The sequence below is a fragment of the Ochrobactrum sp. PL_is501 genome (genome assembly GCF_055816895.1).
On the sequence record NZ_JBVPGR010000040.1, the window covers coordinates 232971 to 258641 of the forward strand.

Below are 25671 nucleotides of genomic sequence, written 5' to 3' on the forward strand. Positions count from 1 at the left end.
TTTCTTTACCTGTCGGCAAAGAAAAGCCCCGGCCTGATTGCTCAGGCCGGGGCTTTTCAAACTCAAACCAGATTTAGCGAATGATCGGGCAGCCGCGCACATTTGCGAATACGACACCGGCGGGGCGACCATGGCGGAAGCCGCGAACCTGGACCGACTTGCCGCGATAAACCACGCGCGCATTGCGGATGCCCATGCGGTTGGCCTTCATCTTGGCGCCTTCAACCGAGCAGGCAGGACCGCGATAAACCGGGCGGCCGTGGCGATGACCACGGTAGTCGACGTTCACGATGGCGGAGCCTGCCGACGTGCTGACAGCGGGAACGGCAACCGGCGACGCAGCGCTGGCCGTAGCTGCCGTCGTGAAGATGGCAGCAACACCAAGAGCGGCGGTTACGACGAACGACTTGAGCGAAATAGCAGACATCTTTGAACCTCTTTCGATTTGTTTCCAGGTCTTGCCTGAGGCACCCGAGAAGTAGCCCGCAATAGATGAACAGAATGAAAAACCATCATTCATGTGCCGTTCAGCTTACGTGAAGCGGAAGGTGCATCGGAACAGCACCTCTATAAAACAAATAAATTCAATAGGTTATGGCAATACAAAAACCGCACCGCTCTGTCCCGGTCGCGGATTAAATTTACGCAATGTTTGAAAAACGCAAGCCAGCCGTCACCGCTCGCCCGGCATCACCATATGGTCGAGATAATCGTCGTCGTCTTCCATATCGTGATCAAAGGCCGTCACCTTGCCGCGAACCGAGACACCTGCTTCATGCACAGTATCGGGCGATCCCGACACAAGCGGATGCCACCAGTATAGGTCCGAGCCTTCCGCAACCAGGCGATAGGCGCAGGTCACGGGCAGCCAGTCCACCTCATCAACGATTTCGGGCGTCAGGAACACGCAGTCCGGCACTGTCTTCTTGCGGTTGGGATAGTCGCGGCACTGGCACGTTTCGGCATTGAGCAGCGTACAGGCGACGCTCGTCCAATAAATCTCGTCGGTGTCCTCGTCCTGCAATTTATGCAGGCAGCATTGGCCGCAACCGTCACACAGGCTCTCCCACTCGCTGCGGGTAAGCTGGTTCAGGGTCTTGGTGCGCCAGAATGGTTTGTTGTTCATGATGCAGCGTATAATGGAATTGTGTCGGGAATGGCATGGACAAATCGCCGCCATTCAGAACAGTTGAAATCGGTTCCTGATTAGGTTACTCATCCGGCGTCATCATCATGACCGTAAGCGTCTTACGTCAGGCAACGCATCAATCCCGCCGGGAACGGCAATTCGCATTGATGTTTCGTTGCGCCTTCCCGGCATAATAATCAGGATTATACATGTCTCAGTTTGAATGCGCACGCCGCAGAAAGCTGCCCGCGCGCTATGCATCCATTGTGATGCCCTTCATCCTCTCGATCATGATGACATTCATCGTGTCGCTGATCGCGACTGCCAAGAGCCTTGGTCTTACCCATCCCGACCTCGCATCGAGCTGGATGGGCGCCTGGGGCCTTTCCTGGGTGGTGGCTTTTCCGGTGCTCCTCGCCATTCTGCCCATCGTGCGCAGACTGGTCGCCATCGTGTGCCACTCGCACTGAACTTGAAACAAAAAAGCCGCGCATTTTACGTGCGCGGCTTTTTTGATCTTCTTGCAGGCGGTCAGCGAAAAATAGCTTCGCCTTGCTCATCCACGATCTGCCGTCCCTTGTTCAGCGCGATGCTGGCGGCATCTTCGATACCGGGGCAACGATCGGCACGGACAAAGCGATATTCCTTCACTTCGCCATCGATTGCCTTGGAAATGACGCCACAGACCTGATACTGCCCGCCCTCGCTATAGGGCGTGGCAATGATCAGAAAGTCCTTGTGCTCAAGGCGACCAGCCTCTTTCGGCTCCGCTGGCGTTTCGGAGGCGGAGCCTCCACCAAAAAGACGCTTCAAAAAGGACATATCGCCTCCCCTTCCCGTATCGTTTAGCTGTCCAGGCCCAGTATCCAGGCCTAGCTATCCAGGAACGAACGCAGCTTACGCGAACGGCTCGGATGCTTCAGCTTGCGCAGTGCCTTGGCTTCGATCTGGCGGATACGTTCGCGGGTGACCGAGAACTGCTGGCCGACTTCTTCCAGCGTGTGGTCGGTGTTCATCCCGATGCCGAAACGCATGCGCAGAACACGTTCTTCACGCGGGGTCAGCGAAGCCAGAACACGGGTCGTCGTATCGCGCAAATTGGCCTGAATGGCGGCATCGATCGGCAGAAGCGCGTTCTTGTCCTCGATGAAATCGCCCAGATGTGAATCTTCCTCGTCGCCGACCGGCGTTTCGAGCGAGATCGGTTCCTTGGCGATTTTCAGCACCTTGCGCACTTTTTCAAGCGGCATGGCGAGCTTTTCGGCCAGTTCTTCCGGCGTCGGCTCACGACCGATTTCATGCAGCATCTGGCGCGATGTACGAACGATCTTGTTGATCGTTTCGATCATGTGCACCGGAATGCGGATGGTACGCGCCTGATCGGCAATCGAGCGGGTGATCGCCTGACGAATCCACCAGGTCGCATAGGTCGAGAACTTGTAGCCGCGGCGATACTCGAACTTGTCGACAGCCTTCATCAGGCCGATATTGCCTTCCTGAATGAGATCGAGGAACTGCAAGCCACGGTTCGTGTACTTCTTGGCAATCGAGATGACGAGGCGAAGGTTGGCTTCCACCATTTCCTTCTTGGCGATGGTTGCTTCGCGTTCGCCCTTCTGCACCTGATTGACGATGCGGCGGAATTCACCGATGGAGATCGCGGTTTCGGTCGCCAGCATCTGAATTTCCGAACGCAAGCGGTCGATGGTGCGCTCTTCCTTGGCTGCGAATTCCTTCCAGCCGCGCGCCGAAAGCGTGCTGACGCGCTCGACCCATTTCGGATCCAGTTCGTGACCCTGATATTCCTTCAGGAACTCCTCGCGGCGCACGCCGAAGGATTCGGCCAGACGCAGCAGCTTGCCTTCGTTCTGCACCAGACGCTTGTTGATGTCGTAAAGCTGTTCGACGAGCTGTTCGATACGGTTCTGGTTCAGCGACAGCGATTTCACCGCCTTGATGAGCTGATCCTTGAGTTCCTTGTAGCGGCGCTCCTGGCTTGAAGACAGTTCGCCGGTCGCGGCCAGACGGCCCTCGACCTGCTGATCCTGCAGCTTGCGCAGCTTCTTGTAGGTGTCGGCGATGAGATCGAGCGTTTCCATGACCTGCGGACGCAGTTCGGCTTCCATGGCCGCCAGCGACAGGTTGGCTTCGTCCTCGTCTTCTTCTTCCTCTTCAACCGGCATGTCGCCGCCGACATTGGTAATGTCGTCGTCGTCACGCGAGCGGCGCTGAGGCTTGTCATCGCGGGACTTGTCCTCTTCCACGCGCTCGATCACCGGAGCCTGCTTGGCTTCCGGACCGGCATAGGTGGTTTCGAGGTCAATGATTTCGCGCAGCAGGATGTTGGAATCATTCAGCTGGTCGCGCCAGATGATGATCGCCTGGAAGGTCAGCGGGCTTTCGCAAAGCCCGGCGATCATGGTTTCACGACCGGCCTCGATGCGCTTTGCAATCGCGATTTCACCTTCACGCGACAGAAGCTCGACCGATCCCATTTCGCGCAGATACATGCGCACCGGATCGTCGGTACGGTCGGTCGGCTCTTTCTTGGTCGTGGTGGTGGCAACAGCCGTGCCGCCGGATTCGACCAGATCGCCGCCCTCTTCCGAGTCGTCGTCGCTGTTGTCTTCGCGGTCGTTGTCCTGCTCGTCGTCTTCAACGACGTTGATGCCCATGTCTGACAGCATCGACATCGTGTCTTCGATCTGTTCGGATGTCACTTCCTCGGAAGGCAGCACGGCGTTCAGCTCGTCCATCGTGACGTAGCCGCGCTTCTTCGCGAGTTTGATCATCTTCTTGACAGCATCGTCAGAAAGGTCGAGAAGCGGACCGTCGGCAGCACCTTCGCGCTCGACTTCGGCTTCTTCGTTTTCCTTAACCTTCGTTGCCATATGTTCTTCTCCAGGCGACCCCGGTCGCTTCTAAGATATATAGAGTTCTCGGACAGTTTTGCGAGGCCGCAATCCGTCAGTTGATTCTGCGAGTAGCCGATTTCCTGTTAATGGCGGATTAACCTTGCCTTCGGTATCGGGCTTCTTCATCTCCGATTTCTTGTGGGCAGATCGGGCGGTCAACCGGACAATACCGATTTTCCGGGCCGCTTTTCCGGGCCACTTCCCGGCCCGTACCCAGCTTGCTGCCTTGCAGCCTCGGATATCACCGGTTTCTGTTCTTTTCCTTGTTCGAACTGTCGTGATTCCGTCATTTACGCCATACGTCAAGAGCGACTCACCTGATTCGCGCTTAAAAAGCGAATCATTTTGTTGTCACGGCCTCTCCGTCGGCCAGATAGAGCACGATTTTGGGATCGCAACCCCGCATTTCCGGCTGTTCTGGCAAGTCTGATTCGTGAAACCGAATCAGAAGCCGCCGGGCGGACGTCCCGAAGACAGGCCGAAACCGTCGATCAGGGCTTCTGTCGCGTCAGCTTTCAAAATCTGATTTTGTATATCCCTGAGACGCGCGAACAACTCGCCCGTTTCATCGGTTTCAAGCGCGGCTTCAACGGCTCGCAGCTCCTTATGTAGTGTGCGCGCCCGCTGATGCAAGTGAAGCGCCTGCCGAAGCGCTTCCCGCGCATCGTCTTCCGCGGCCAGTGCCGTCGCGGTCCAGAGCTTCGCGCCCTTCACCACAAGTTCGAGCATTTCGATCTGCTCGCCATGCCCGGCATTGACCAGCGCTCGCCGCATCGCATGACCATCTTCCATATGACCGGCGGCCAGCACATCCAGCATGGCCAGATGCAGCGACTTCAACGCTTCATGCCCCAGATCGAGCGCTGCCACCGTCTCGAAATCTTCTTCGATCAGGCGCGGATGGTTGAGAAGCGTCAGCACGATTGCGGTTTCGCGCAAAGGCGCATGCGATCCCGCCCCCGGCCTGCCGCCCTTTACCAGCGTGGAACGCACCAGACTGTCGGAAATCGCAAGACGGCCGCTGCCACCGGCCGGTCCGCCGCGCCCGCGTCCGCCATCGTTCCTGCGGTTGAAAGACGAATTGCGCTGCCCTCCGCCCTGATACCCCAGTCGTCCCTGTCCGAAGAAAGCCTGCGCCCGGTCGCGCATATCCTGGCTGTAATGGCGACGAATATCCTCATTGGCGATGCGGCTGGTAATCTCGCGCAGCCGCGCTTCAAGCTCGGCACGGCGTTCCGGCGTATCGAAGACACCGCCCGTCGTTTCCCGCGTCCACACCATGTCGACCAGCGGCCTGGCATCGCGCAGGACCGCATGGAACGCAGCCGGGCCTTCCGCCTTGACGAGATCGTCCGGGTCCTGCCCCTCCGGCAGAAGCGCGAAACGCAGCGACTTGCCGGGCTGCAAGGCGGGCAATCCCAGATCGACGGCGCGATAGGCGGCACGAAGCCCCGCCCCGTCGCCATCGAAGCACAGAACGGGCTCCGGGCTGATGCGCCAGAGAAGTTCAAGCTGTTCTTCCGTCAGTGCTGTGCCCAGAGGAGCCACGGCCTGATGGATACCGGCCTGCGCCAGCGCAATCACATCCATATAGCCCTCGACGGCGATGATGGATTTGGCCGGTTCGCCGCCTTGCGGCTGGCAGGCCTTGCGCGCCCGCAAGCCGTTGTAGAGCACACGGCCCTTGTGAAACAGTTCGGTTTCCGGCGAGTTCAGATATTTGGCAGGCGCATCGGCAGAAAGCGCCCGCCCCCCAAAAGCGATGATGCGCCCGCGCAGATCCTCGATCGGGAACATGACGCGATCGCGAAAACGGTCATAGGAAACGGCAATGCCCTCGCCGTGCACGACAAGGCCGCACGCCTCGATCTGCTCGCGCGACACGCCCTTGCCTGCCAGAAATTCCTTCAATGCGTTGCGCGATTCCGGCGCATAACCGATGCGGAACGTCTGCTGTGTCGCGGTCGAAAGGCCGCGGTCGCGCAGATAGGCGCGTGCCTTGGCGCCGACTGCGCTTTGCAACTGGCTCTCAAAAAATTGCGCCGCCAGTTCCATGACATCGTAGAGCGTGGCGCGTTGCGCCTCGCGCTTTTCCATTTCCGGGTCACGCGCAGGCATCGGAACGCCTGCCATGTCGGCAACACGTTCCACCGCTTCCGGGAAACTCAGACCTTCAAGATCGGTCAGAAACTTGAAGTGGTCGCCGGTCACGCCGCAACCGAAACAATGATAGCGGCCTTTGCGATCCTCACAATGAAAGCTCGGCGTCTTCTCGCCGTGAAACGGACAGCAGGCCCAGAAATCGCCCTTTGGCGGATTGCTCTTCTTGCGGTCGAACGATGCGCGCGTTCCTATCAGCGTCGAGATCGGGACGCGGTCTCTGATCTCATCGAGAAAGGATGGCGGAAAACGCATTACAGATTTCACTTTCGGATCAAGCAGCAGGCAGATGATAGTCCATAGCCTATATAGGCTCGCCCGCCTTGACAGTCCATCGCGCCCGCATGTCCCTCCCCGCTAATCACATGTCGCTGCCAAACAAGCGGATTGTCACAAAACTGTCATATATTCGTCACGACACTATAGGAGGAGATTGCAATTTATTGCGAATAAGCCCATATCTCCTGGATATTTGATTAGCCGGAACATATTTTTTCTTCATTTGTTGCGTTAGCTCAACCAATGTTGGTTTCACCCCACCTCCAACCCGAAGGGATTTTGCCGTGAATGGTTCTTTGGTCCTTTTGCATCTGGCCGGTGCAGTTGCTCTTTTGCTTTGGGCGACACGCATGGTTCGGACCGGGGTGGAGCGTGCCTATGGCGACCGGTTGCGCCGACGCCTGCGCAGCCAGATGCAGAATCCGCTGCTTTCCGTCGCCTTCGGCCTCGCCCTCGCCGTCGCCCTGCAAAGCTCGACAGCGGTCACGCTTCTCGTCGGCTCCTTTGTCGGTTCAGGCATTGTAGGCGGCATCGCGGGCCTCATGGCCGTGCGCGGCGGCGAACTTGGCTCCGCCCTCGTCGTCAAGATTTTGAGCTACGATCTCACGCTTCTGGTGCCGCTCTGCCTTGTCATCGGCACGGGCATCTTCATGACGACCGAGCGGCGCGACTGGCGCCAGATCGGGCGCATCGTGGTCGGTGTCGGCCTTCTCATCATGTCGCTGGAAATGACCGGACAGGCCACAGAACCGTTGCGGCAAAGCGAATTGCTGCCGGTCATCGTTGACTATCTGTCGGGCGACCCGGTCACCGCCTATCTGCTCGCGGCCCTGATGACATGGCTGTTTCATTCCAGCGTCGCCGCCGTCATCCTGCTCACCACTTTCGCCTCACGCGGCCTGATTCAGCCGGAACTGGCGGTGGTGATGGTGCTTGGCGTCAATCTGGGTTCGTCGATCATCGCCCCGATCCTGACCCGCCATGCGCCGCCTGAAACCCGTGTCGTGCCGCTCGGCAATCTGTTGATGCGCGGCGCGGGATCGCTCATCATGCTGGTGCTTTACCAGACCTTCAAACCGTCGGTCGCCTTCCTCGGCGCCGATCCGGTCTCGCAGGTGGTCAACGCGCATATCCTGTTCAATGTCGTCGTGATGATTGCCGGCATTCCGCTTTCCAGCCTCGTGTTGCGCACCACTGAAACGCTGGTGCATCTCAACGCCGACAAGAATGCATCCGCGCAGCCCCTGGCGGTCGAGGAATATAGCGCGCTCGATACCGCCGTGCTCGACCGGCCTTCGCAGGCACTCGCCAATGCGACCCGCGAAGTGGTCGGTGTCTGCGACACGATCGAAGTCATGCTGCGCCGCATCATCGAGCTTTATGAAAAGCCCGATCAGGCACGCATTGACGAACTGGCAGCGCTGGACGACCGGGTGGACAAGAAACACGCCGCGATCAAACTCTATCTCACCAGGCTCGCCACGCAGAACCTGACCGATTTTGAGTCACTGCGCATGCAGGAATTGCTCGGTGCCTGCGTCAAGCTCGAGCAGGTGGGCGATATCATCGTGCGCAACATGCTGGTGCATGTTCAAAAGAAGATGGATCACAACCTCGAATTTACCGAGGAAGGCTGGAAGGAACTCAGCCATTTCCACGCCATGGTTCTGGCCAATGCGCATATGGCGTTCAACGTGATTGTTTCGCGCGATGGCCGCACGGCGCGCCAGCTTGTGCAGGAAAAGGACCAGCTGCGCGAACTGGAAAAGCAGACGAGCATGCGCCATTTCACGCGCCTGCGCGAAGGCGCCACCCGCAGTATCGAGACAAGCTCAATCCATCTCGACACGATCCGCGACCTCAAGCAGATCAATTCGCTTCTGGCCTCAATGGCCTACCCCGTGCTTGAGGAACAGGGCCTGCTCAGCGACACGCGCCTCAAGGCCGCCAAGCAGAGCTGACAATCGGGCCCCGCGACGGCAGGCCGATACCTGCTGCCGCATGGCGCCAAATCTTAAAACGAAATATCCGCGGCGGGACGCACCCGCACGCGGGCATTTCCAGCCTTGAAACCATTCAATGTTTCATTGTGATGCGCAACGATATCCGCAAATTGCAGGCTGGCGGTGTCGCCGGTCGTGTGCGCGTCCCCGATCAACGTAACATCGTAACCAAGAGAAACAGCGCGCCGCACTGTGGTGTCGACGCAATATTGCGTCTGGCAGCCACCAATAATGAGGTGCGAGATATTCTGCTGGTCCAGAACGGCTTGCAGGTCCGTTTCATGGAAAGAATCGCAGCTTCGCTTTTCAACGAGAACGTCACCCGGTTTCAAGGCAAGCTCCTCGCGGACTTCCCATCCTGCTGTGCCTTTTTCCAACTCGTCACCGGGGCCGCCGTCATGCTGCACCATGATGACCGGAATTCCAGCCTCACGCGCCTTCTCCTGCAAGTCGCGCAGCCGCACAACGATCTCATCAAGGGCCCGGTCGATAGCAGGCTGCCGTTCCGGCGCACCCATTCCGGCCACGATGTCATTTTGAACGTCTATGACAAGCAAAGCTGTTTTCATCAGTCAGCATCCGGTGATTGTTGGGCTTTCGCCATGCATAGCACAAACAAAAGCCCTCGCCAGGGCGAGGGCTGAACAAAGTCGAAGCCTTCAGGCCTCACGCTTTCACTGCAAAAGCGATTTCACGATGGCGCTGGCCTTGGTGAAATCCATCTTGCCTGCATGGCGCTCTTTAAGAACGGCCATGCATTTTCCCATGTCGCGCAGACCCTGAGCGCCAATTTCGGCAATCACATCAGCACAGGCCTGCTTGATCTCATCATCGGTCATCTGCTGCGGCAAAAACTCGGAAATGATCGTGATTTCCTCGCGCTCGGCCTCGGCCAGCTCAAGGCGGCTGCCCTCTTCATAGATACGTGCGGATTCTTCTCGCTGCTTGACCATCTTGCCGAGGATGCCCAACAATTCTTCGTCCCCGACCGGGTCCTTGCCAGCGGTGCGGTTGGCGATATCACGGTCCTTGACCGCAGCCAGAACGAGGCGCAGCGTCGACATGCGGCGCTTGTCCTGTGCTTTCAGCGCGGTTGTGAGGGCCTGGGAAATCTCCTGGCGAAGCATAACGTCTCTCCTGACGGTGTTTGTTCTGTGTTGTTCGTTTCCTGCATCTATACAGCAAGCGAATAGATCCGCCGAGCTGTCCGAACCGCCATCCCGCAAAATAATATTACGGCGATTATCGCCATTTTTCAGGAAAGCATGATCCCGGACGATTGACCCGGCCTTCAAGTTTCTCTATTGCTCAAGGCTTAGCAGGACATCGGCACGTGCTGGCAGTGGGAGGTTTGAAATCCCCGCTGCCTTTTGGCGCATATATGCCCCTTGACGCTTCATCTTTCAAGCTACCTTACCGGTGGCGGGTTGAAACACGAACGCGTGCCGCATGATGCATGCCGCCCAAAAGCGGAAACCGGTTTTGGGACAGCGGCATGCATGAAGACTGGTAACGAAATAACAGCACACGCTGGCGTGCGCTAACAAGCAGGAGTGCAGACCATGACCGACACCACACCGAAAACAGCACCCTGGACTGTGGAGAAGCGAACCGCCATCCTCGTACTTGCCGATGGAACAGTGATCGAAGGCAAGGGCCTCGGCGCAATCGGTGCCATCGAAGCCGAAGTCGTGTTCAACACGGCGCTGACCGGCTACGAAGAAATCCTGACCGATCCGTCCTATGCCGGGCAGATCGTCACCTTCACCTTCCCGCATATCGGCAATGTCGGCGCCAATGCCGAAGACATTGAAGACCTGACGCCGGCCAATCGCCACGGCGCGGTCGGCGCGATCTTCAAGGCCGACATCACGTCGCCGTCGAATTTCCGCGCTACGGAAGATCTGGACACCTGGCTGAAGCATCGCGGCATCATTGCGCTCGCCGGTATCGATACCCGCGCGCTGACCGCGCTCATCCGCGAACGCGGCGCGCAGAACGCGGTCATCGCCCATGATCCGAGCGGCAAGTTCGACCTCGATGCGCTCAAGGCACGCGCCGCCGCATGGAGCGGCCTTGAAAACCTCGATCTCGCCAAGGACGTCACCATCGGCCAGAGCCTTACGTGGAAGGAAACGCCGTGGACGCTCGCCAACAGCTATGGCGAACAGGAAGCCCCGGAATATCACGTGGTGGCGCTCGATTTCGGCGCGAAGCGCAACATCCTGCGCCTGCTCACCGGCCTTGGCGCAAAAGTCACCGTGTTGCCTGCAACAGCAACGGCTGAGGATGTACTGGCCTACAACCCGGACGGCATCTTCCTGTCCAACGGCCCCGGCGACCCGGCGGCGACCGGCGAATATGCCGTTCCGACCATCAAGAAGCTTGTCGAAACCGGCCTTCCGGTATTCGGCATTTGCCTCGGCCACCAGATGCTGGCGCTGGCGCTCGGCGGACGCACCGAGAAGATGCATCAGGGCCACCACGGCGCCAACCATCCGGTCAAGGACTACACGACCGGCAAGGTGGAGATCGTGTCGATGAACCACGGCTTCGCGGTGGATTCAGATTCGCTGCCGGAAAATGTCGAGGAAACGCATGTGTCGCTCTTCGACGGCACCAATTGCGGCCTGCGCGTGGTCGGCAAGCCGGTCTTCTCGGTGCAGCATCACCCGGAAGCATCGCCCGGCCCGCAGGATTCGCACTATCTGTTCCGCCGCTTCATCAATCTGATCCGCGAAAAGAAGGGCGAAGCGCTGCTTCCCGAACGCGAACAGGCAGCGTAAACCCGCCGCGATTTATCAAAGGAAAAGGCCGGAGCGAAAAACTCCGGCCTTTCCGTTTTCACATCCGTCAAACCTCTGACAGCTTGGCCGCAGGCGCGGGCCGCACCCGCGCCACCACGATGACCAGCGCCAGAAACACCAGGCCTCCCCCGACGGCATAGGGCATGCCCGCAAAGACGAATGGTGCATTTGCGCCGGTGAAAACCGCAAAGAGCTGCGTGAAGATAAGCGGGCCGATAATGGTGGTAATGCTCGACACGCTGGTCAGCGCGCCCTGCAATTCGCCTTGCGCCGAAGGCGGAACCTTACCCGCCGCAATGCTTCGCAGCGGCGGATCGGCCAGACCTTCCAGCGCCGTCAGGAAGATGACGGCATAGACCATCCATCCCTCCCATGCGATGGCGTAGCCGATGAGCCCGAGACAGGAGAACAACACGCCGGTGATCGCCGTGCGTCTTTCACCAAGTATCGGCAGAACCCGTGGCAGAACCACCGCCATCACGAAGGCCGCACCGACGCCGAACAGGCCCAGCGACAGACCGATCTCCGCCTCGCTCCAGTTGTAGCGATAGGCGCCCACGAAAGACCAGACCGATGGGTAGACCGCGTGCGCCAGCCAGAACAGGAAGAAGACCAGCACGACCCAGCCGATGCCCGGATAGCTCCGCATCTGCTTGAGCGCACCCAGCGGATTGGCCCGGCCGATCTGGAACGCACGCCGGTTTTCGCGCTTCAACGTTTCCGGCAACAGGAAATAGGCCAGAATGAAGTTGATGAAGGACAGGAACGCCGCACCGTAAAACGGAACGCGCGGGCCGAACTCACCCAGCAAGCCGCCCAGCACCGGACCAAGCGCAAAGCCGACACCGAAGGCAATGCCGATCAGGCCGAAATTACGCGCACGGTTGCTGTCATCGCTGACATCGGCAATGTAGGCCGAAGCCGTCGCGAAGCTCGCGCCACTGATACCCGCCAGCACACGACCGACAAAGAGCATCCAGTAGGAAGCTGCAAGCGCGCAGATCAGATTGTCGAGCGCGAAAGTGAAGATCGAGGCGAGCAGCACCGGGCGCCGCCCGAAACGGTCGCTCAGATTGCCGATCATCGGTGCGAACAGGAACTGCATCCCGGCATAAACCAGCAAAAGCCAGCCGCCATCGACGGCAGCTGTGCTGATATCCGCGCCGGTCAGTTCTTCAAGAAAAGTCGGCAGAACCGGCATGATGATCGCAATGCCGATAATGTCGAGAAAAAGCGTCATAAAGACGAGTAACAAGCCCCGCCGTACAAACTGGGGATCATGCATGGGACACCTGAAATATGCTCCACGATGGACACGGTGGAACAGTCATAAATTGTGTTGATTGTAGAACTCGCGCGCCATCGTCGCTCAAAACTGAACGTCACGCTTGTAAATCGGAAAAAAGGCCGCGCCGGTGCCAAAGCATTTATCTGGAAAATTATTTCACGACAAGACCGTATTGCAGAATGTCAGCAGCAGTCCTGCCAGAACTGAAAAAGGCGGCCGAAGCCGCCTAATAAGCAGTGAAAAAAAGATCAGACGTCGCCGCTGAACGTATCGCAGGATTCCAGCTTTCCACTATCGAAGCCGCGCTGGAACCATTTGGCGCGTTGAGCCGAGGTGCCGTGATTGAAGCTTTCTGGCACGACATAACCCTGGCTGCGGCGCTGCAACGTGTCATCGCCGATCTGATGCGCGGCATTCAGCGCTTCCTCAAGGTCGCCCGTTTCCAAAATGCCCTTCTGTTCCGTGTAGTATCCCCACACACCGGCAAAGCAATCGGCCTGCAATTCCACACGCACCGACATCTGATTGGCCTGCGCTTCACTCAGCTGCTGACGCATCTGATTGAATTTGGGCAGGATGCCCAGAAGATTCTGGACATGATGGCCCACCTCATGCGCCAGAACATAGGCCTGCGCGAAATCGCCGGAAGCGCCGAAGCGGTTTGCCAGTTCCTTGTAGAAACTCAGGTCGATGTAGAGCTTGCGGTCGCCGGGGCAGTAAAATGGCCCGGATGCCGCCGAAGCAAAGCCGCAAGCTGAACGGACCTGCCCGGAAAAAAGCACCATCGTCGGGGGCGTATAGGTCTGGCCGCGCGACTGGAAAATGCCTTTCCACACGTCTTCCGTCTCGGCCAGCACCGTGCGGGCAAATTGCGTCGTCTCGTCATTGGAAACAGTGCCGCCCTCGGCAACCGTGCGTCCGGATTGCCCGGCTTGCTGGGTTACGCTCGGTCCCATGCTGCCATCGCCGAACAGGATCGGCAGTGGATCGATGCCAACGGCGCGCAGCACGAAGAACATCACCACCAGAATGAGAATGCCGGAAATGCCGCCGCCGCGAACGATTCGGAAGCCCGGCCCGCCAAAACCGCCGCCAAGCCCCCCGCCGCGACCGAAGCCGCCGCCCATACCACCGCCCTGCTCTCCGCGCAGATCTTCAACATTGTCGCTTTGCCTACGGCCTTGCCAGCGCATTGACCAACTCCCCTGCACCGTGCCGCTCCCAAAGAAGCGCCACCAAAAATATACCCGTAATTGTCGCATAAAGAGTTGGCACGGCAACATAAAAAGTAAATGGCAGCGTCAATCACAAACGAAGACTCTTTCGCAACAGTTTGGGCACAAGAAAGTTTATCCTGCGTCGACAGACAAAACCGGCCGCCACAAACGCCAGCAGAAGGCAGACCGCGAGAAATGGCGACCGCCATCCATGGGGAAATGCGATCTCATGCATGATACGTCCCGGCATGAAGGCGAAGGCCCCCGCCCCGAGAATGCCGCCGAGATAGACACGCTTGATGATTCTGCGATGAACTCCGATCTCACCGTTTCTGGCTGCCGCGATAGCGCGTGCACATCCCAGCAGCACCAGTATCGAAAGACCATGTATCGGGCTGAAACCGCCAACAAGATTGATCTGGTGAATGAAGAAACTCGATATCGCGGTGGCGATCATCAGCATCGCCCAAAGCCGCCCAAGCGCCTTGTGCAGTCTCGTGCCCTTGCGCTGCAAGAAAATGACCAGACCGATAATCGCGGCAGGTATGACGGTCGCAACATGGATTTGAATGGCAAGCGGTGCGTTGAGAAGCGGTTCGAAGTTCATGGCAGGGTTCCTGTTGAATTTCACATCGCTTTCAACAAGACTGCTTTCAGCTCAACCGAAACGGCGTCAAATGCGGGAAAACTACGTGACCGGAGACTTGCAGCAATTCGCGCTTCGTGAATTGTCGACCATTGTTCGCGCGCCGCGCCTGTGGGCCACATTCCTTATCGTCGTCCTGATCTTCACCATCACCGGCCCTTTCGGGACCGATCTGTCGATGCCGGTGGCGGTCCGCTTCTTTTACTGGCTCTCGGTGCAGTTTGCCGGATGGTGCACGGCAATCGTTTTCTCCGTTCTGGCTGATATTGTGCTCGAACGTTTTACCAAGCATGCCTTCGCCCGCATGATGACCGGTGCGATTGTGGCTGCGCTGCCGATCGGGCTCTGGATCGCCTTCATCAACTGGAGCTTTACGGGCAGAACGCCAACGACGAGTGCGGTTCTCGCCAACGCCGCTGTCGCCCTGCCTCTCAGCGCCCTTTTTTGCGTTCTCGCTTACATGACGTTGCGCCGTGAGCTGGAAGCCGTACCGAGAAATGTTCCTGATACGCCACCGCCATTGCTCGCCCGGTTAAAACCCGGCAATCGCGGCGCAATTCTGCGCCTTTCCGCGGAGGATCACTACACGCGGATCGTCACTAGTCACGGACAGGAACTCCTTCTTCTCCGCTTTTCCGACGCAGTGAAGGAAGTCGGCAATACGAGCGGTCTTCGGATTCATCGCTCGCACTGGATCGCCGACGGGCATGTCGCCGAATTGCGCAGAACCAATGGCGGTTTGAGCCTGCTGACGAAGGACGGCACAAGGCTGCCCGTCAGCCGCGCGAGCCAGAAATCAGCCCGTGAACGCTTCGGTTCGTTAAATCTCTAGGGAACTTATATTAGTTCTTACTCAATTTTCACGTTAATAATTGCGGAAATACACGGCACTCGCTACAGCATGTTCGTCAATGGGGGCGTGAGAAATGCAGAACCGAAAGCAACTTTACTCGATCCAGATCTTGCGCGGTCTCGCCGCAACTGCCGTCCTGATCGCTCATACGATCGAGCATCCACGCGCTGAAACCAACAATGCCATCACGATGCTGGGCGTTTTCGGTGTTCAACTGTTTTTCGTCATCAGCGGCTTTATCATCGCCTATGTCAACGCCGATGGTCCGTTCCGGCCCGGCGACTTCCTGACAAGGCGCATTTTCCGCATCGTACCGCTTTACTGGCTATGCACGATCACGGTTTTCTTCTGCGCGCTCTATCTGCCGTCCCTGTTCAAAACCACGGTCGCGGATGTCGGCTATTTCATCAAGTCGCTCTTCTTCATTCCTGCCGCCACGCCGGGCGACCCGAGTGACTGGCGCCCGATCTTCAAGCTCGGCTGGTCGCTCAACTACGAACTGTTTTTCTATGCGGTCTTCGCCCTGTTCTGGTGGTGCCAAAGCGCCTTGCAGCGCACGGTCCTCCTGACCATGGTCTTCGGTGCCTGCGTTATCGGAAGCTTCTTTGTCGAGCCGTCGGCAAGTGTCGCCGCGTTCTATCTGCACAAGAACCTGCTGACTTTCATGTGCGGCATGTGGCTGGCGGAAGCGGAAAAACATCGCCTGTGGGAAAGGATGTCCCCGGCAACACTGGCGGGAATCGGCATCCTCGCCGCAGCCGCGCTTTACGGCACCTTCTCCACCCCGCTGGCCGCATTCAACAATTTCCCGACATATCTCATCATGTGCGGTGCGGCTGCCCTGCTGGTCGCTGGCGCATTGGGCGTGGAGCGCTGGCTTGGCGACCTGCGAGACAATTTCTTCGTCGATCTCGGCGCGATTTCCTATTCGCTTTACCTGACGCACATGTTCGTGGTCGGTTTCGGCTGGGCGGTGCTGCGCAAATTGAACCTCGGCCCTGCTACTGAAATCGCCGGCATGGCAGCCATCGTGGTCGCTGCGATAATCGCGGCAAAGATTTCGTATCGCCTGATTGAACAGCCGTCTAACAGGCTCGGCCAGATGCTCGCCAGGCGCAACCAACCATCGCTGAAGGTCGCTCAGGCGGAAGCCTGAACGGCCCGTAAACGCTTTGGTTCGGTTATAACATCTTTCGAGAAAGCAGAATTTTCGTGAATGCCCCCACTTTCTTTGAAATAAAACGATTTGTGGGGTTCCGCTTATCGAAATGATTGCCTATAAGGCCCGCTTAGCCCACAGAATTCATACGCTGCCAACCCGCCGGAAAACCGTGCGGGCTTTTCTGGCAGGCTAAGAAGCATGTCTCTCGAAAGTGGGAACCGGTTTCGGGACAAGATCATGCGCGCGAAGAAGATAGGATGAGCTCATGCCGAAACGTACAGATATCAAATCGATCCTGATTATCGGCGCGGGCCCCATTGTCATCGGCCAGGCTTGCGAGTTCGACTATTCCGGCACGCAGGCCTGCAAGGCGTTGAAAGAGGAAGGCTACCGCATCATCCTCGTCAACTCCAACCCTGCCACGATCATGACCGATCCCGACCTGGCCGATGCGACCTATATCGAGCCGATCACGCCGGAAGTCGTGGCCAAGATCATCGCCAAGGAACGCCCGGACGCGATCCTGCCCACCATGGGCGGCCAGACCGCGCTCAACACCGCATTGTCGCTCCGCCGCATGGGTGTGCTTGAACGTTATAACGTCGAGATGATTGGCGCCAATGCGGAAGCCATCGACAAGGCGGAAGATCGCGCGCTCTTCCGCGAGGCGATGCAGAAGATCGGCCTCGACACGCCGGGCTCGATGCTCGCCAACGCGACCGAAATCAAGGACGAGGACCGCAAGCGCCACGAAGCCAAGCGCGCCGAAGTGAAGGCGCAGTTCTCCGGCGACGACCTCGACAAGGCGCTCGACAAGCTTGAAACCGAATGGCAGCTCGGCGAAGTGGAGCGCAAGCAGCGCTATATGAGCCACGCGCTCGCCAAGGCAGCGCAGGCGCTCGACGTGGTCGGCCTTCCGGCAATCATTCGCCCAAGCTTCACGCTCGGCGGCACCGGCGGCGGCATTGCCTATAACCGTCAGGAATTCTTCGAGATCATCGAACGCGGCCTCGACGCCTCGCCGACGACGGAAGTTCTGATCGAAGAGTCGGTTCTGGGCTGGAAAGAATATGAAATGGAAGTCGTCCGCGACAAGGCGGACAACTGCATCATCATCTGCTCGATTGAAAACCTCGACCCGATGGGCGTCCACACGGGCGACTCGATCACGGTTGCGCCTGCCCTGACCTTGACCGACAAGGAATACCAGATCATGCGCAACGCCTCGATTGCGGTGCTGCGCGAGATCGGTGTCGAAACCGGCGGTTCCAACGTGCAGTTCGCGATCAACCCGGCCAATGGCCGCATGATCGTCATCGAAATGAACCCGCGCGTGTCGCGTTCGTCGGCGCTCGCTTCCAAGGCAACCGGCTTCCCGATTGCCAAGGTCGCAGCCAAGCTTGCGGTCGGCTACACGCTGGATGAACTCGACAACGACATTACCGGCGGCGCGACGCCTGCCTCGTTCGAACCGTCGATCGACTATGTCGTCACCAAGATCCCGCGCTTTGCATTCGAGAAATTCCCCGGCTCCTCGCCGATCCTCACCACCGCGATGAAGTCGGTCGGCGAAGTGATGGCCATTGGCCGCACGTTCCAGGAAAGCTTGCAGAAGGCGCTGCGCGGTCTCGAAACCGGCCTGACGGGCCTTGATGAAATCGCCATCCCCAACATCGAGGAAGGCGACGAGAAGAACGCCATCCGCGCTGCTATCGGCACGCCGACGCCGGATCGTCTGCGCATGGTTGCGCAGGCAATGCGCCTTGGCCTGACCACCGAGCAGGTCCACGACGCATCGAAGATCGATCCGTGGTTCCTCGAGCAGATCGAAGCCATCGTGAAGACCGAAGAGCGCATTCGCGAACATGGTCTGCCGCAGGACGCCGAAAATCTGCGCATGCTGAAAGCCATGGGCTTCTCCGATGCGCGTCTCGCCAGCCTGACCGGCAAGGACGCCGAAGACGTGGCGAAGCTGCGCGCCGATCTCGATGTGCATCCGGTCTATAAGCGCATCGACACCTGCGCCGCCGAATTCGCCTCGCCGACCGCCTATATGTACTCGACCTACGAAACGCCTTTCGTCGGTGAGCCACGCTCGGAAGCGGAAGTGTCGGATCGCAAGAAGGTCGTCATTCTCGGCGGCGGTCCGAACCGTATCGGCCAGGGCATCGAGTTCGACTATTGCTGCTGCCATGCGGCCTTCGCGCTCGGCGATGCCGACTATGAAGCCATCATGGTCAACTGCAACCCGGAAACGGTTTCGACCGACTACGACACGTCGGATCGTCTTTATTTCGAACCGCTGACCGCAGAAGACGTGCTGGAAATCCTGCGCGTGGAACAGGAAAAGGGCACGCTGCACGGCGTCATCGTGCAGTTCGGCGGCCAGACCCCGCTGAAGCTCGCCAATGCGCTTGAAAAGGCAGGCATTCCGATCCTCGGCACCTCGCCGGACGCCATCGACCTTGCCGAAGATCGCGACCGTTTCCAGAAGCTTCTCATCAAGCTCGACCTCAACCAGCCGAAAAACGGCATCGCCTATTCGGTCGAACAGGCGCGCCTCGTCGCCGCCGATCTCGGCTTCCCGCTGGTCGTGCGTCCGTCCTATGTTCTGGGTGGCCGCGCCATGCAGATCATTCACGATGAACGGTCGTTGCAGAACTATCTGCTCGACACCGTGCCGGAACTGGTGCCGGAAGACATCAAGGCAAAGTATCCGAACGACAAGACCGGCCAGATCAACACGCTCTTGGGCAAGAACCCGCTTCTGTTCGATACCTATCTGACCGAAGCCATCGAAGTGGATGTCGATTGCCTGTGCGACGGCAAGGACAGCTTCGTCGCCGGCATCATGGAACATATCGAGGAAGCCGGTATCCACTCGGGCGACTCGGCCTGCTCGCTGCCGGTGCACACGCTTTCGCCGGAAATCGTCGCAGAACTGGAACGCCAGACGGCAGCGCTCGCCAAGGCGCTTCATGTCGGCGGGTTGATGAATGTTCAGTTCGCCATCAAGGACGGCGAAATCTTCATTCTCGAAGTCAATCCGCGTGCATCGCGCACCGTGCCATTCGTGGCAAAGACGGTCGGCACGCCGATTGCCAAGGTCGCAGCCCGCATCATGGCCGGTGAAAGCCTCGAAGCCGCACTCGGCGCTTATGGCGGCACGCCGAAGACGCCTTCCCGCCCGCATATCGCGGTCAAGGAAGCGGTGTTCCCGTTTGCCCGTTTCCCCGGCGTCGATACGCTGCTCGGACCGGAAATGCGCTCGACCGGCGAAGTCATGGGCCTCGACTACGACTATGCTCTGGCCTTCGCAAAGGCGCAGCTTGGCGCGGGCGTGGAATTGCCACGTGAAGGCACGGTGTTCGTATCCGTCCGCGATGAGGACAAGGAACGCGTTCTCGGCCCGGTTCGCCTGCTGGCCAGCATTGGCTTCAAGGTCATGGCGACCGGCGGCACGCAGAAGTTCCTCGAAGCCAATGGCGTCGAATCGACCAAGATCAACAAGGTCATCGAAGGCCGTCCGCATGTGGAAGATGCGATCCGCAATCGCCAGATTCATCTGGTCTTCAACACGACCGATAGCGCAAGCGCTGTTTCCGACAGCAAGTCGATCCGCCGCGCAACGCTGATGCAGAAGCTGCCTTACTACACGACCATGGCCGGAGCGGAAGCCGCCGCCGAAGCCATCGCCGCGCTCAAGGCCGGTTCGCTGGAAGTGCGTCCGCTTCAGGATTACTTCCGCTGATCATCTGTCACGATGACCCTATTGAGCCGCCGGTCATTCCGGCGGTTTTTTCATGCCGTCTTCAGCGCCGGTAATTCCAGGGGCTTGTTGTCGGGATCATCTTCCAGATGAACCTGCTTGGTGAAGAGCCCCTCGTGCAGATGCGGCTTGCCCAGATGAATGACGGCTGCGTCTTTCAGCTCACTGTCCAGCATGTCGCGTATCCGCTGATAGGCCTCCGTATCGAGGCCATCGAGCGCGCCATCGATGACGATCCATTTCGGCTGCTGGAGGATAAGACGGGCAAAGGCAAGACATTGCCTTTCATCATCGGTCAGCACCCGATCCCATCGTGCGACGTTGTCAAGGCTGGCCGAAAGCCGCCCCAACCCGGCCCGTTGAAGAAGCTTTTCCAGCGCTTCGTCGGAAAACTGCTTGATGTCGAGCGGGTAAGCGATGACGCCACGGAGATTTCCCGGCGGGAAATAAGGTGCACGCGGCATGAAGGCGACGCCATCACCGACCGGCATGCCGATCCGCCCCTGCCCCCAGGACCACAAGCCGCCCAGCGCACGAAACAGCAATGTGCGCTGCGTTTCCGTCCCGCCAGTGACGAGCACGCGTTCTCCGGCCTTCACGGCGAGGGTCTCGCGAGAAAGCTTCAGGCACTGCTCCGGCGCCGCGATGGAAACGCCGTCGAGCGTCAGCACATCGCCGTCATTGACGGCAAGATCGATCTGCCGGTCCAGACGGCCAAGCGCATCCATGTGCAGCACCGCCTGACGAAAGCTCGCGACGCGAAGCAGCGTCGCCCGCCAGTCGGCAATCGCCCCGAAATTATCCACGAACCAGCGCAGCGCGTTATGCACCTGCGTGAATGCGCCGACGGCCATCATCAGCCCCCCGAATGTCAGCCCGCCGCCGAAATAGACCGGAGCCGCCACGAGGATCGGCGCCACGATCGTCAGCCAGCCATAACCGGCCGTCACCCATGTCAGCCGGGTGGTCGCATAGACGATCTTGCGGATTGCGCCCAGAACCGCATCGATATCCAGATCAAGGCGGCGTCTTTCATCTCCTTCCCCACGGGACAGGGTAATGGCGTCGAGGTGCTCGTTGACACGCATCAGCGACGCGCGAAAATCCGCCTCGCGCGCATAGCGATTGGCATTGATATTGACCAGGCTGCGCCCGACGATCCATGTGAGCCATGACGCGGAGGCCGCATAGATGATAACGGCCCAGACCATGTAGCCGGGGATCGAGAAACTGTAACCCGCGACGTGAAACACGAAGCCGCTCGACAGCGACCACAAGACCCCGACGAAACTCACCAGAATAACGGTCGACTGGAGCAGGTTGATCCCCAGATCGCAGGAGGTTTCGGCCAGATGGCGGGCGTCTTCATGCAGGCGCTGGTCCGGGTTGATGCCAATCTCGCCCGCATTGGCCAGCCGAAAGGCGCGTCCCGGCACCAGCCATTGCCCCACCAGATCGCGGGCCAGCCCCTCGCGCATCTTCAGCTTGAACATCTGGTTGAGCCAGGTCTGCGATACGTTGAGCAGCAGAAGAGCGCCTGCGATCCCGAAGAAGACCATCAACTGATGGAAGAAAGCCTGTAAATCCCGGCGGGCAAGCGCATCGTAAAACGGCTCATTCCAGCGATTGATTGCGACCTGCCCGATGGCGATCAGCACGACAAGCACGAAAATGCCGGTCCCCAGCGCGATCAGCGTGTTGCGCACTGGCGAAACCAGAAATGCGCCCACCATCATCGAGACCTGTGAAAAAAGATCGGTTCCATCGCGTGACGGAGTGCCGCCTATCAGCTTCGCTGAACTTTTGCGCAGGCGTTCCGTGACGCTGCGCCTCACCCTCTTGCGGGGACGGCCTTTTTTGGGTGCGCCCTGCTTCGTCTTGTCCTTGTCCGGTTCAGACGTCATGTTCTGCCTCGCTGCCCACCCGCCGTTCAATTTTGCAGATCTATTCGCAACATGCGCATTATGTACGTCACGCGGAAGTCAAAGATAGGAGATCAGCACGCTTTTCGTGCAAACCAGCTGTAGTGACCCACAACAATATGCGGGTTTAGTCGAAAACCGTTCGATGCAATCATGGCCGGAACCCGAAGCTTGCCGGAAAATTCCATGGCCATCACAATCAAGCCTATCGACAAGGTCCTCATTTATGCGACGTGGAACCACCGCCTGCTCGTCTTTGAAGAACCGGATTTTCCCGAAACGCCGCTTCAGGTTCCGGGCGGCACGGTCGATGCAGGAGAAGACATTCTCGCCGCCGCCTATCGCGAATTCGCCGAAGAAACGGGGCTTCTTCACGGCGATGGCATGACCCATCTCGAAACCGTCGATTACGACTATCCGGAAAAAGGCAGTACGGAGCTGCACCGCCGCCATTGTTTCCATTTGAAATTGAACACGGCGATGCCTGAAACCTGGGATCACCATGAAATGTCGCCATGTGATGGAAGCGCTCCGATTCTGTTCAGGCTGTTCTGGCTCGACCAATGGAGCGCTCAAAACCGTCTGGGACTCGGGATGGCGAAAAGCCTGAGTAAAATCAGTTTCTAGCTCGTATGCGAGCTGTCTTGTGTTGGTCAACTTTGTCGCATATAATTAGCGCATCGATTTTTCGGTCGAGTGACTTTGCGACCCGTGCGGCCAGCCGTGCTTCCTGACGATCTCCTGTCCATAAATTCGATCCACAGGGACGTGTGCGAAGCATACGGACTACTCTACTACTAATGTTACAAAGGAATTTCCCATGGCTACGGGAACAGTTAAGTGGTTCAACACGACCAAGGGCTTCGGCTTCATCCAGCCTGACCAGGGTGGCACGGACGTTTTCGTTCACATCTCCGCCGTTCAGCGCGCTGGCCTTGCCACGCTCGACGAAGGTCAGAAGGTTTCTTACGAAATCGTTCAGGACCGCCGTTCGGGCCGTTCGTCTGCCGACAACCTCGTCGCAGCGTAATTTTTGCCGCAAGGCATAGAAAAGGCGGGTCTTCGGGCCCGCCTTTTTGTTTGTCCGCTTTTCTCACCGTTTCAGCGCCATCGCGCTTGTGCAAGCATCGGCGCAGGACAGAAGGTTACGGCAGCCAGTCGATCGGCACATGCCCCTCGTCGCTGGCGACACGCTGCAACCATTCGCCCACGGCGGGATATTGCTGCATGTCGAAACCGCCAAGATGGGCCTCATGCGTGTAGGCATAGAGCGCGATATCGGCCACCGTATAATTATCTCCGGCGATGAACAGCGTCTTCTTCAGCTGGGTTTCCATCACCGCCAGCGCCTTTTCGCCGCCAGCCAGCGTGGAAGCCAGACGCTCCGGCGTCGCGTCGCGCGACCGCTCCGGATAGACCTTCAACGCACGGCGTACTGCGATGTAAGGCTCGTGGCTATATTGTTCGAAGAACAGCCACTGATAGACCAGAGCGCGCTCGTAAGCGTCTTTCGGCAACAGGGGCGTCCCTTCGGCCAGATGCAGGAGAATGGCGTTCGATTCCGCGAGGAAACGCCCGTCTTCCAGTTCCAGCAGCGGAACCTTGCCGTTCGGGTTCTTGGCCAGATATTCCGGCGTGCGCGTCGATCCATCAAGCGAGGAAACCGCGACGTGGCGAAAGGGCCTGCCGATCTTCGCCAGAAGCAGGCGAGGTTTGTAGCAATTGCCGGAATCGACTTGTTCATAAAGCGTCAGCATGATCGTCTCCTCTTTTGCCGCAATATTCCTGCCCGTCGGCATCCTGTCCAATCAGTTTCTTTGCGTTAATATGTCAGCATTGCTGATGGATCTGTTCGTTTTGGCAACACATTGGCGCGAAATCCCGCAATTGCCGACGAATTCCCAATCCTTCTGTTGCGCTTCCCGCGCCGATGGGACATAGAAAATTCGCAAAACCGGACCGCGCCCGGTGCCGGTTAACAGAGCCTGCCATCTATGGAGATCTATCATGGCATTTCTCGCCGACGCCCTTTCCCGTGTAAAGCCCTCTGCGACCATCGCGGTCAGCCAGAAAGCACGTGAACTGAAAGCCAAGGGCAAGGACGTGATTGGTCTCGGTGCGGGCGAGCCCGACTTTGACACGCCGGACAATATCAAGCAGGCGGCTATCGACGCGATCAATCGCGGCGAAACGAAGTACACGCCCATCTCCGGCATTCCCGAGCTGCGTCAGGCCATCGTTGCCAAGTTCAAGCGCGAAAACGGTCTCGACTACAAGCCGGAACAGACCATCGTCGGCACCGGCGGCAAGCAGATCCTGTTCAACGCCTTCATGGCGACGCTGAACCCCGGCGATGAAGTCATCATCCCTGCCCCTTACTGGGTGAGCTATCCTGAAATGGTGGCGATCAATGGCGGCAACCCGGTCTTCATCAACACCAAGATCGAGGACAATTTCAAGCTGACCGCCGCCGATCTGGAAAAGGCCATCACGCCGAAGACCAAGTGGCTGATCTTCAACTCGCCGTCGAACCCGACCGGCGCGGCTTACACGGAAGCAGAACTCAAGTCCCTGACCGAAGTTCTGGTTCGTCATCCGCATGTCTGGATTCTGACCGACGACATGTATGAGCATCTGGTCTATGGCGATTTCGTCTTCACGACGCCTGCTCAGGTCGAGCCTTCGCTCTATGACCGCACGCTCACCATGAACGGCGTGTCGAAGGCCTATGCCATGACCGGCTGGCGTATCGGCTATGCCGCAGGACCGCTGCAGCTCATCAAGGCCATGGATATGGTTCAGGGCCAGCAGACCTCGGGCGCCTGCTCCATCGCACAATGGGCTGCGGTCGAGGCGCTGAACGGCACCCAGGATTTCATCCCGGAAAACAAGAAGATCTTCCAGGCCCGTCGCGATCTGGTGGTCTCGATGCTCAACCAGGCCAAGGGCATCCAGTGCCCGACGCCGGAAGGTGCGTTCTATGTCTACCCGTCCTGCGCTGACCTGATCGGCAAGAAGACGGAAGCTGGCAAGGTCATCGAAACCGACGAAGATTTCGTCACCGAACTGCTGGAAGCCGAAGGCGTTGCCGTCGTTCATGGTTCGGCATTCGGCCTCGGACCGAACTTCCGCATTTCCTATGCGACGTCGGATGCGCTGCTTGAAGAAGCCTGCACCCGCATCCAGCGCTTCTGCGCCAGCCTGCGCTAGGGCATTTCCAGCAACAGCGTGAAATAGTCAGAGCAAAGAATACCAAGGGGCCGAAAGGCCCCTTTTTCATATCTGCAATTTGAGACATGCCGGGGCTGGTGTGTCCGGCTTCCCGGACCTGTCAAAAGAGACAGTTGAGCGCGAAAAACATCTGGCTATCGTTGCAATGCGTCGCCCTGCCCGGCGAAAAGCCAAAAAAAAAGCCAGACAAATGTCTGGCTTTGAGTTTTGAAGGTGCCTTCGAGGCAAACCTCCAGAGGGGAACACTCAGCCTGCGCAAATGGGAGGAGGAAACGCAGCGCTGAGATGAT

The 25671-nt window shown here is 58.5% G+C and carries 22 protein-coding genes; 10 read left to right on the forward strand and 12 right to left on the reverse strand.

Annotated elements, in window-relative coordinates:
- Positions 1-73 precede the first annotated feature (73 nt).
- Together AC0TOF_RS20650 and AC0TOF_RS20655 are read right to left on the reverse strand one after the other, a co-directional pair.
- Positions 74-427 carry a hypothetical protein gene (locus AC0TOF_RS20650; RefSeq protein WP_025090513.1) on the reverse strand — a complete coding sequence of 118 codons (354 nt, stop codon included), beginning with the start codon at positions 425-427 and terminating at the stop codon, positions 74-76.
- A 246-nt stretch (positions 428-673) separates the two neighbouring features.
- The gene (locus AC0TOF_RS20655) at positions 674-1126 is read right to left on the reverse strand and encodes a YcgN family cysteine cluster protein (protein ID WP_473769626.1); all 453 of its coding nucleotides are present in this window, start codon (positions 1124-1126) and stop codon (positions 674-676) included.
- Positions 1127-1338: 212 nt separating this feature from the next.
- Here AC0TOF_RS20655 and AC0TOF_RS20660 point away from each other — a divergent pair, with 212 nt between their 5' ends.
- Entirely contained in the window at positions 1339-1599 is a 261-nt protein-coding gene (locus AC0TOF_RS20660; RefSeq protein ID WP_473769627.1) for a DUF2798 domain-containing protein, read from the forward strand.
- A gap of 61 nt (positions 1600-1660) precedes the next feature.
- On the opposite strand, the gene AC0TOF_RS20665 is transcribed toward AC0TOF_RS20660, so the two are convergent.
- On the reverse strand, positions 1661-1951 hold the full coding sequence (locus tag AC0TOF_RS20665; protein WP_122001240.1) for an HlyU family transcriptional regulator: 291 nt from the start codon (positions 1949-1951) through the stop codon (positions 1661-1663).
- Between the two features lie 50 nt (positions 1952-2001).
- A complete protein-coding gene (gene rpoD / locus AC0TOF_RS20670) occupies positions 2002-4020 on the reverse strand; it encodes an RNA polymerase sigma factor RpoD (protein ID WP_122001241.1) in 2019 nt (672 codons plus the stop codon).
- A 124-nt stretch (positions 4021-4144) separates the two neighbouring features.
- On the opposite strand from rpoD, the gene AC0TOF_RS20675 reads away from it, so the two are divergent.
- The gene (locus AC0TOF_RS20675) at positions 4145-4474 is read left to right on the forward strand and encodes a hypothetical protein (RefSeq protein ID WP_473769628.1); all 330 of its coding nucleotides are present in this window, start codon (positions 4145-4147) and stop codon (positions 4472-4474) included.
- Positions 4475-4488: 14 nt separating this feature from the next.
- On the opposite strand, the gene dnaG is transcribed toward AC0TOF_RS20675, so the two are convergent.
- Positions 4489-6459, reverse strand: a complete 1971-nt coding sequence (gene dnaG, locus AC0TOF_RS20680; RefSeq protein WP_473769629.1) for a DNA primase — start codon at positions 6457-6459, stop codon at positions 4489-4491.
- Positions 6460-6767: 308 nt separating this feature from the next.
- On the opposite strand from dnaG, the gene AC0TOF_RS20685 reads away from it, so the two are divergent.
- Positions 6768-8444 carry a Na/Pi cotransporter family protein gene (locus tag AC0TOF_RS20685; protein WP_473769630.1) on the forward strand — a complete coding sequence of 559 codons (1677 nt, stop codon included), beginning with the start codon at positions 6768-6770 and terminating at the stop codon, positions 8442-8444.
- Between the two features lie 53 nt (positions 8445-8497).
- Here the strand turns inward: AC0TOF_RS20685 and AC0TOF_RS20690 are convergent, their stop codons facing one another.
- Both AC0TOF_RS20690 and AC0TOF_RS20695 read right to left on the reverse strand, forming a co-directional pair.
- On the reverse strand, positions 8498-9055 hold the full coding sequence (locus AC0TOF_RS20690; protein ID WP_473769631.1) for a cysteine hydrolase family protein: 558 nt from the start codon (positions 9053-9055) through the stop codon (positions 8498-8500).
- Positions 9056-9160: 105 nt separating this feature from the next.
- Positions 9161-9613, reverse strand: a complete 453-nt coding sequence (locus AC0TOF_RS20695) for a GatB/YqeY domain-containing protein (RefSeq protein ID WP_473769632.1) — start codon at positions 9611-9613, stop codon at positions 9161-9163.
- Between the two features lie 435 nt (positions 9614-10048).
- Here AC0TOF_RS20695 and carA point away from each other — a divergent pair, with 435 nt between their 5' ends.
- Positions 10049-11272, forward strand: a complete 1224-nt coding sequence (gene carA / locus AC0TOF_RS20700) for a glutamine-hydrolyzing carbamoyl-phosphate synthase small subunit (RefSeq protein WP_473769633.1) — start codon at positions 10049-10051, stop codon at positions 11270-11272.
- Between the two features lie 67 nt (positions 11273-11339).
- On the opposite strand, the gene AC0TOF_RS20705 is transcribed toward carA, so the two are convergent.
- The 3 genes from AC0TOF_RS20705 to AC0TOF_RS20715 all read right to left on the reverse strand — a co-directional run bounded on the left by AC0TOF_RS20705 (position 11340) and on the right by AC0TOF_RS20715 (position 14405).
- A complete protein-coding gene (locus tag AC0TOF_RS20705; RefSeq protein ID WP_473769634.1) occupies positions 11340-12578 on the reverse strand; it encodes a TCR/Tet family MFS transporter in 1239 nt (412 codons plus the stop codon).
- A 251-nt stretch (positions 12579-12829) separates the two neighbouring features.
- The gene (gene ypfJ / locus AC0TOF_RS20710; RefSeq protein ID WP_473769635.1) at positions 12830-13774 is read right to left on the reverse strand and encodes a KPN_02809 family neutral zinc metallopeptidase; all 945 of its coding nucleotides are present in this window, start codon (positions 13772-13774) and stop codon (positions 12830-12832) included.
- 112 nt (positions 13775-13886) lie between these two features.
- Entirely contained in the window at positions 13887-14405 is a 519-nt protein-coding gene (locus AC0TOF_RS20715; RefSeq protein ID WP_473769636.1) for a DUF2306 domain-containing protein, read from the reverse strand.
- A 70-nt stretch (positions 14406-14475) separates the two neighbouring features.
- Between AC0TOF_RS20715 and AC0TOF_RS20720 the strand changes: the two genes are divergently transcribed.
- From AC0TOF_RS20720 to carB, 3 genes are all read left to right on the forward strand, one after another.
- Positions 14476-15276: a LytTR family DNA-binding domain-containing protein gene (locus AC0TOF_RS20720; protein ID WP_473769637.1), complete on the forward strand. Its 801-nt coding sequence runs from the start codon at positions 14476-14478 to the stop codon at positions 15274-15276.
- Positions 15277-15370: 94 nt separating this feature from the next.
- The gene (locus AC0TOF_RS20725; RefSeq protein ID WP_473769638.1) at positions 15371-16453 is read left to right on the forward strand and encodes an acyltransferase family protein; all 1083 of its coding nucleotides are present in this window, start codon (positions 15371-15373) and stop codon (positions 16451-16453) included.
- A gap of 271 nt (positions 16454-16724) precedes the next feature.
- Positions 16725-20210, forward strand: coding sequence for a carbamoyl-phosphate synthase large subunit (carB, locus tag AC0TOF_RS20730; protein WP_122001250.1), 3486 nt, complete (start codon positions 16725-16727; stop codon positions 20208-20210).
- Between the two features lie 50 nt (positions 20211-20260).
- Here carB and AC0TOF_RS20735 read toward each other — a convergent pair whose 3' ends face one another.
- On the reverse strand, positions 20261-22132 hold the full coding sequence (locus AC0TOF_RS20735; RefSeq protein WP_473769639.1) for an ABC transporter ATP-binding protein/permease: 1872 nt from the start codon (positions 22130-22132) through the stop codon (positions 20261-20263).
- Between the two features lie 204 nt (positions 22133-22336).
- Between AC0TOF_RS20735 and AC0TOF_RS20740 the strand changes: the two genes are divergently transcribed.
- Together AC0TOF_RS20740 and AC0TOF_RS20745 are read left to right on the forward strand one after the other, a co-directional pair.
- Complete coding sequence (locus AC0TOF_RS20740) at positions 22337-22777, forward strand: NUDIX hydrolase (RefSeq protein ID WP_473769640.1); 441 nt, start codon at positions 22337-22339, stop codon at positions 22775-22777.
- Positions 22778-22970: 193 nt separating this feature from the next.
- On the forward strand, positions 22971-23180 hold the full coding sequence (locus AC0TOF_RS20745) for a cold-shock protein (RefSeq protein ID WP_006471898.1): 210 nt from the start codon (positions 22971-22973) through the stop codon (positions 23178-23180).
- Positions 23181-23295: 115 nt separating this feature from the next.
- Here AC0TOF_RS20745 and AC0TOF_RS20750 read toward each other — a convergent pair whose 3' ends face one another.
- Positions 23296-23907 (reverse strand): glutathione S-transferase family protein, encoded by a 612-nt coding sequence (locus AC0TOF_RS20750; RefSeq protein ID WP_473769641.1) that lies wholly within the window; start codon positions 23905-23907, stop codon positions 23296-23298.
- Between the two features lie 250 nt (positions 23908-24157).
- On the opposite strand from AC0TOF_RS20750, the gene AC0TOF_RS20755 reads away from it, so the two are divergent.
- Positions 24158-25360 carry a pyridoxal phosphate-dependent aminotransferase gene (locus AC0TOF_RS20755; protein ID WP_473769642.1) on the forward strand — a complete coding sequence of 401 codons (1203 nt, stop codon included), beginning with the start codon at positions 24158-24160 and terminating at the stop codon, positions 25358-25360.
- The last annotated feature ends 311 nt before the right edge of the window (positions 25361-25671 follow it).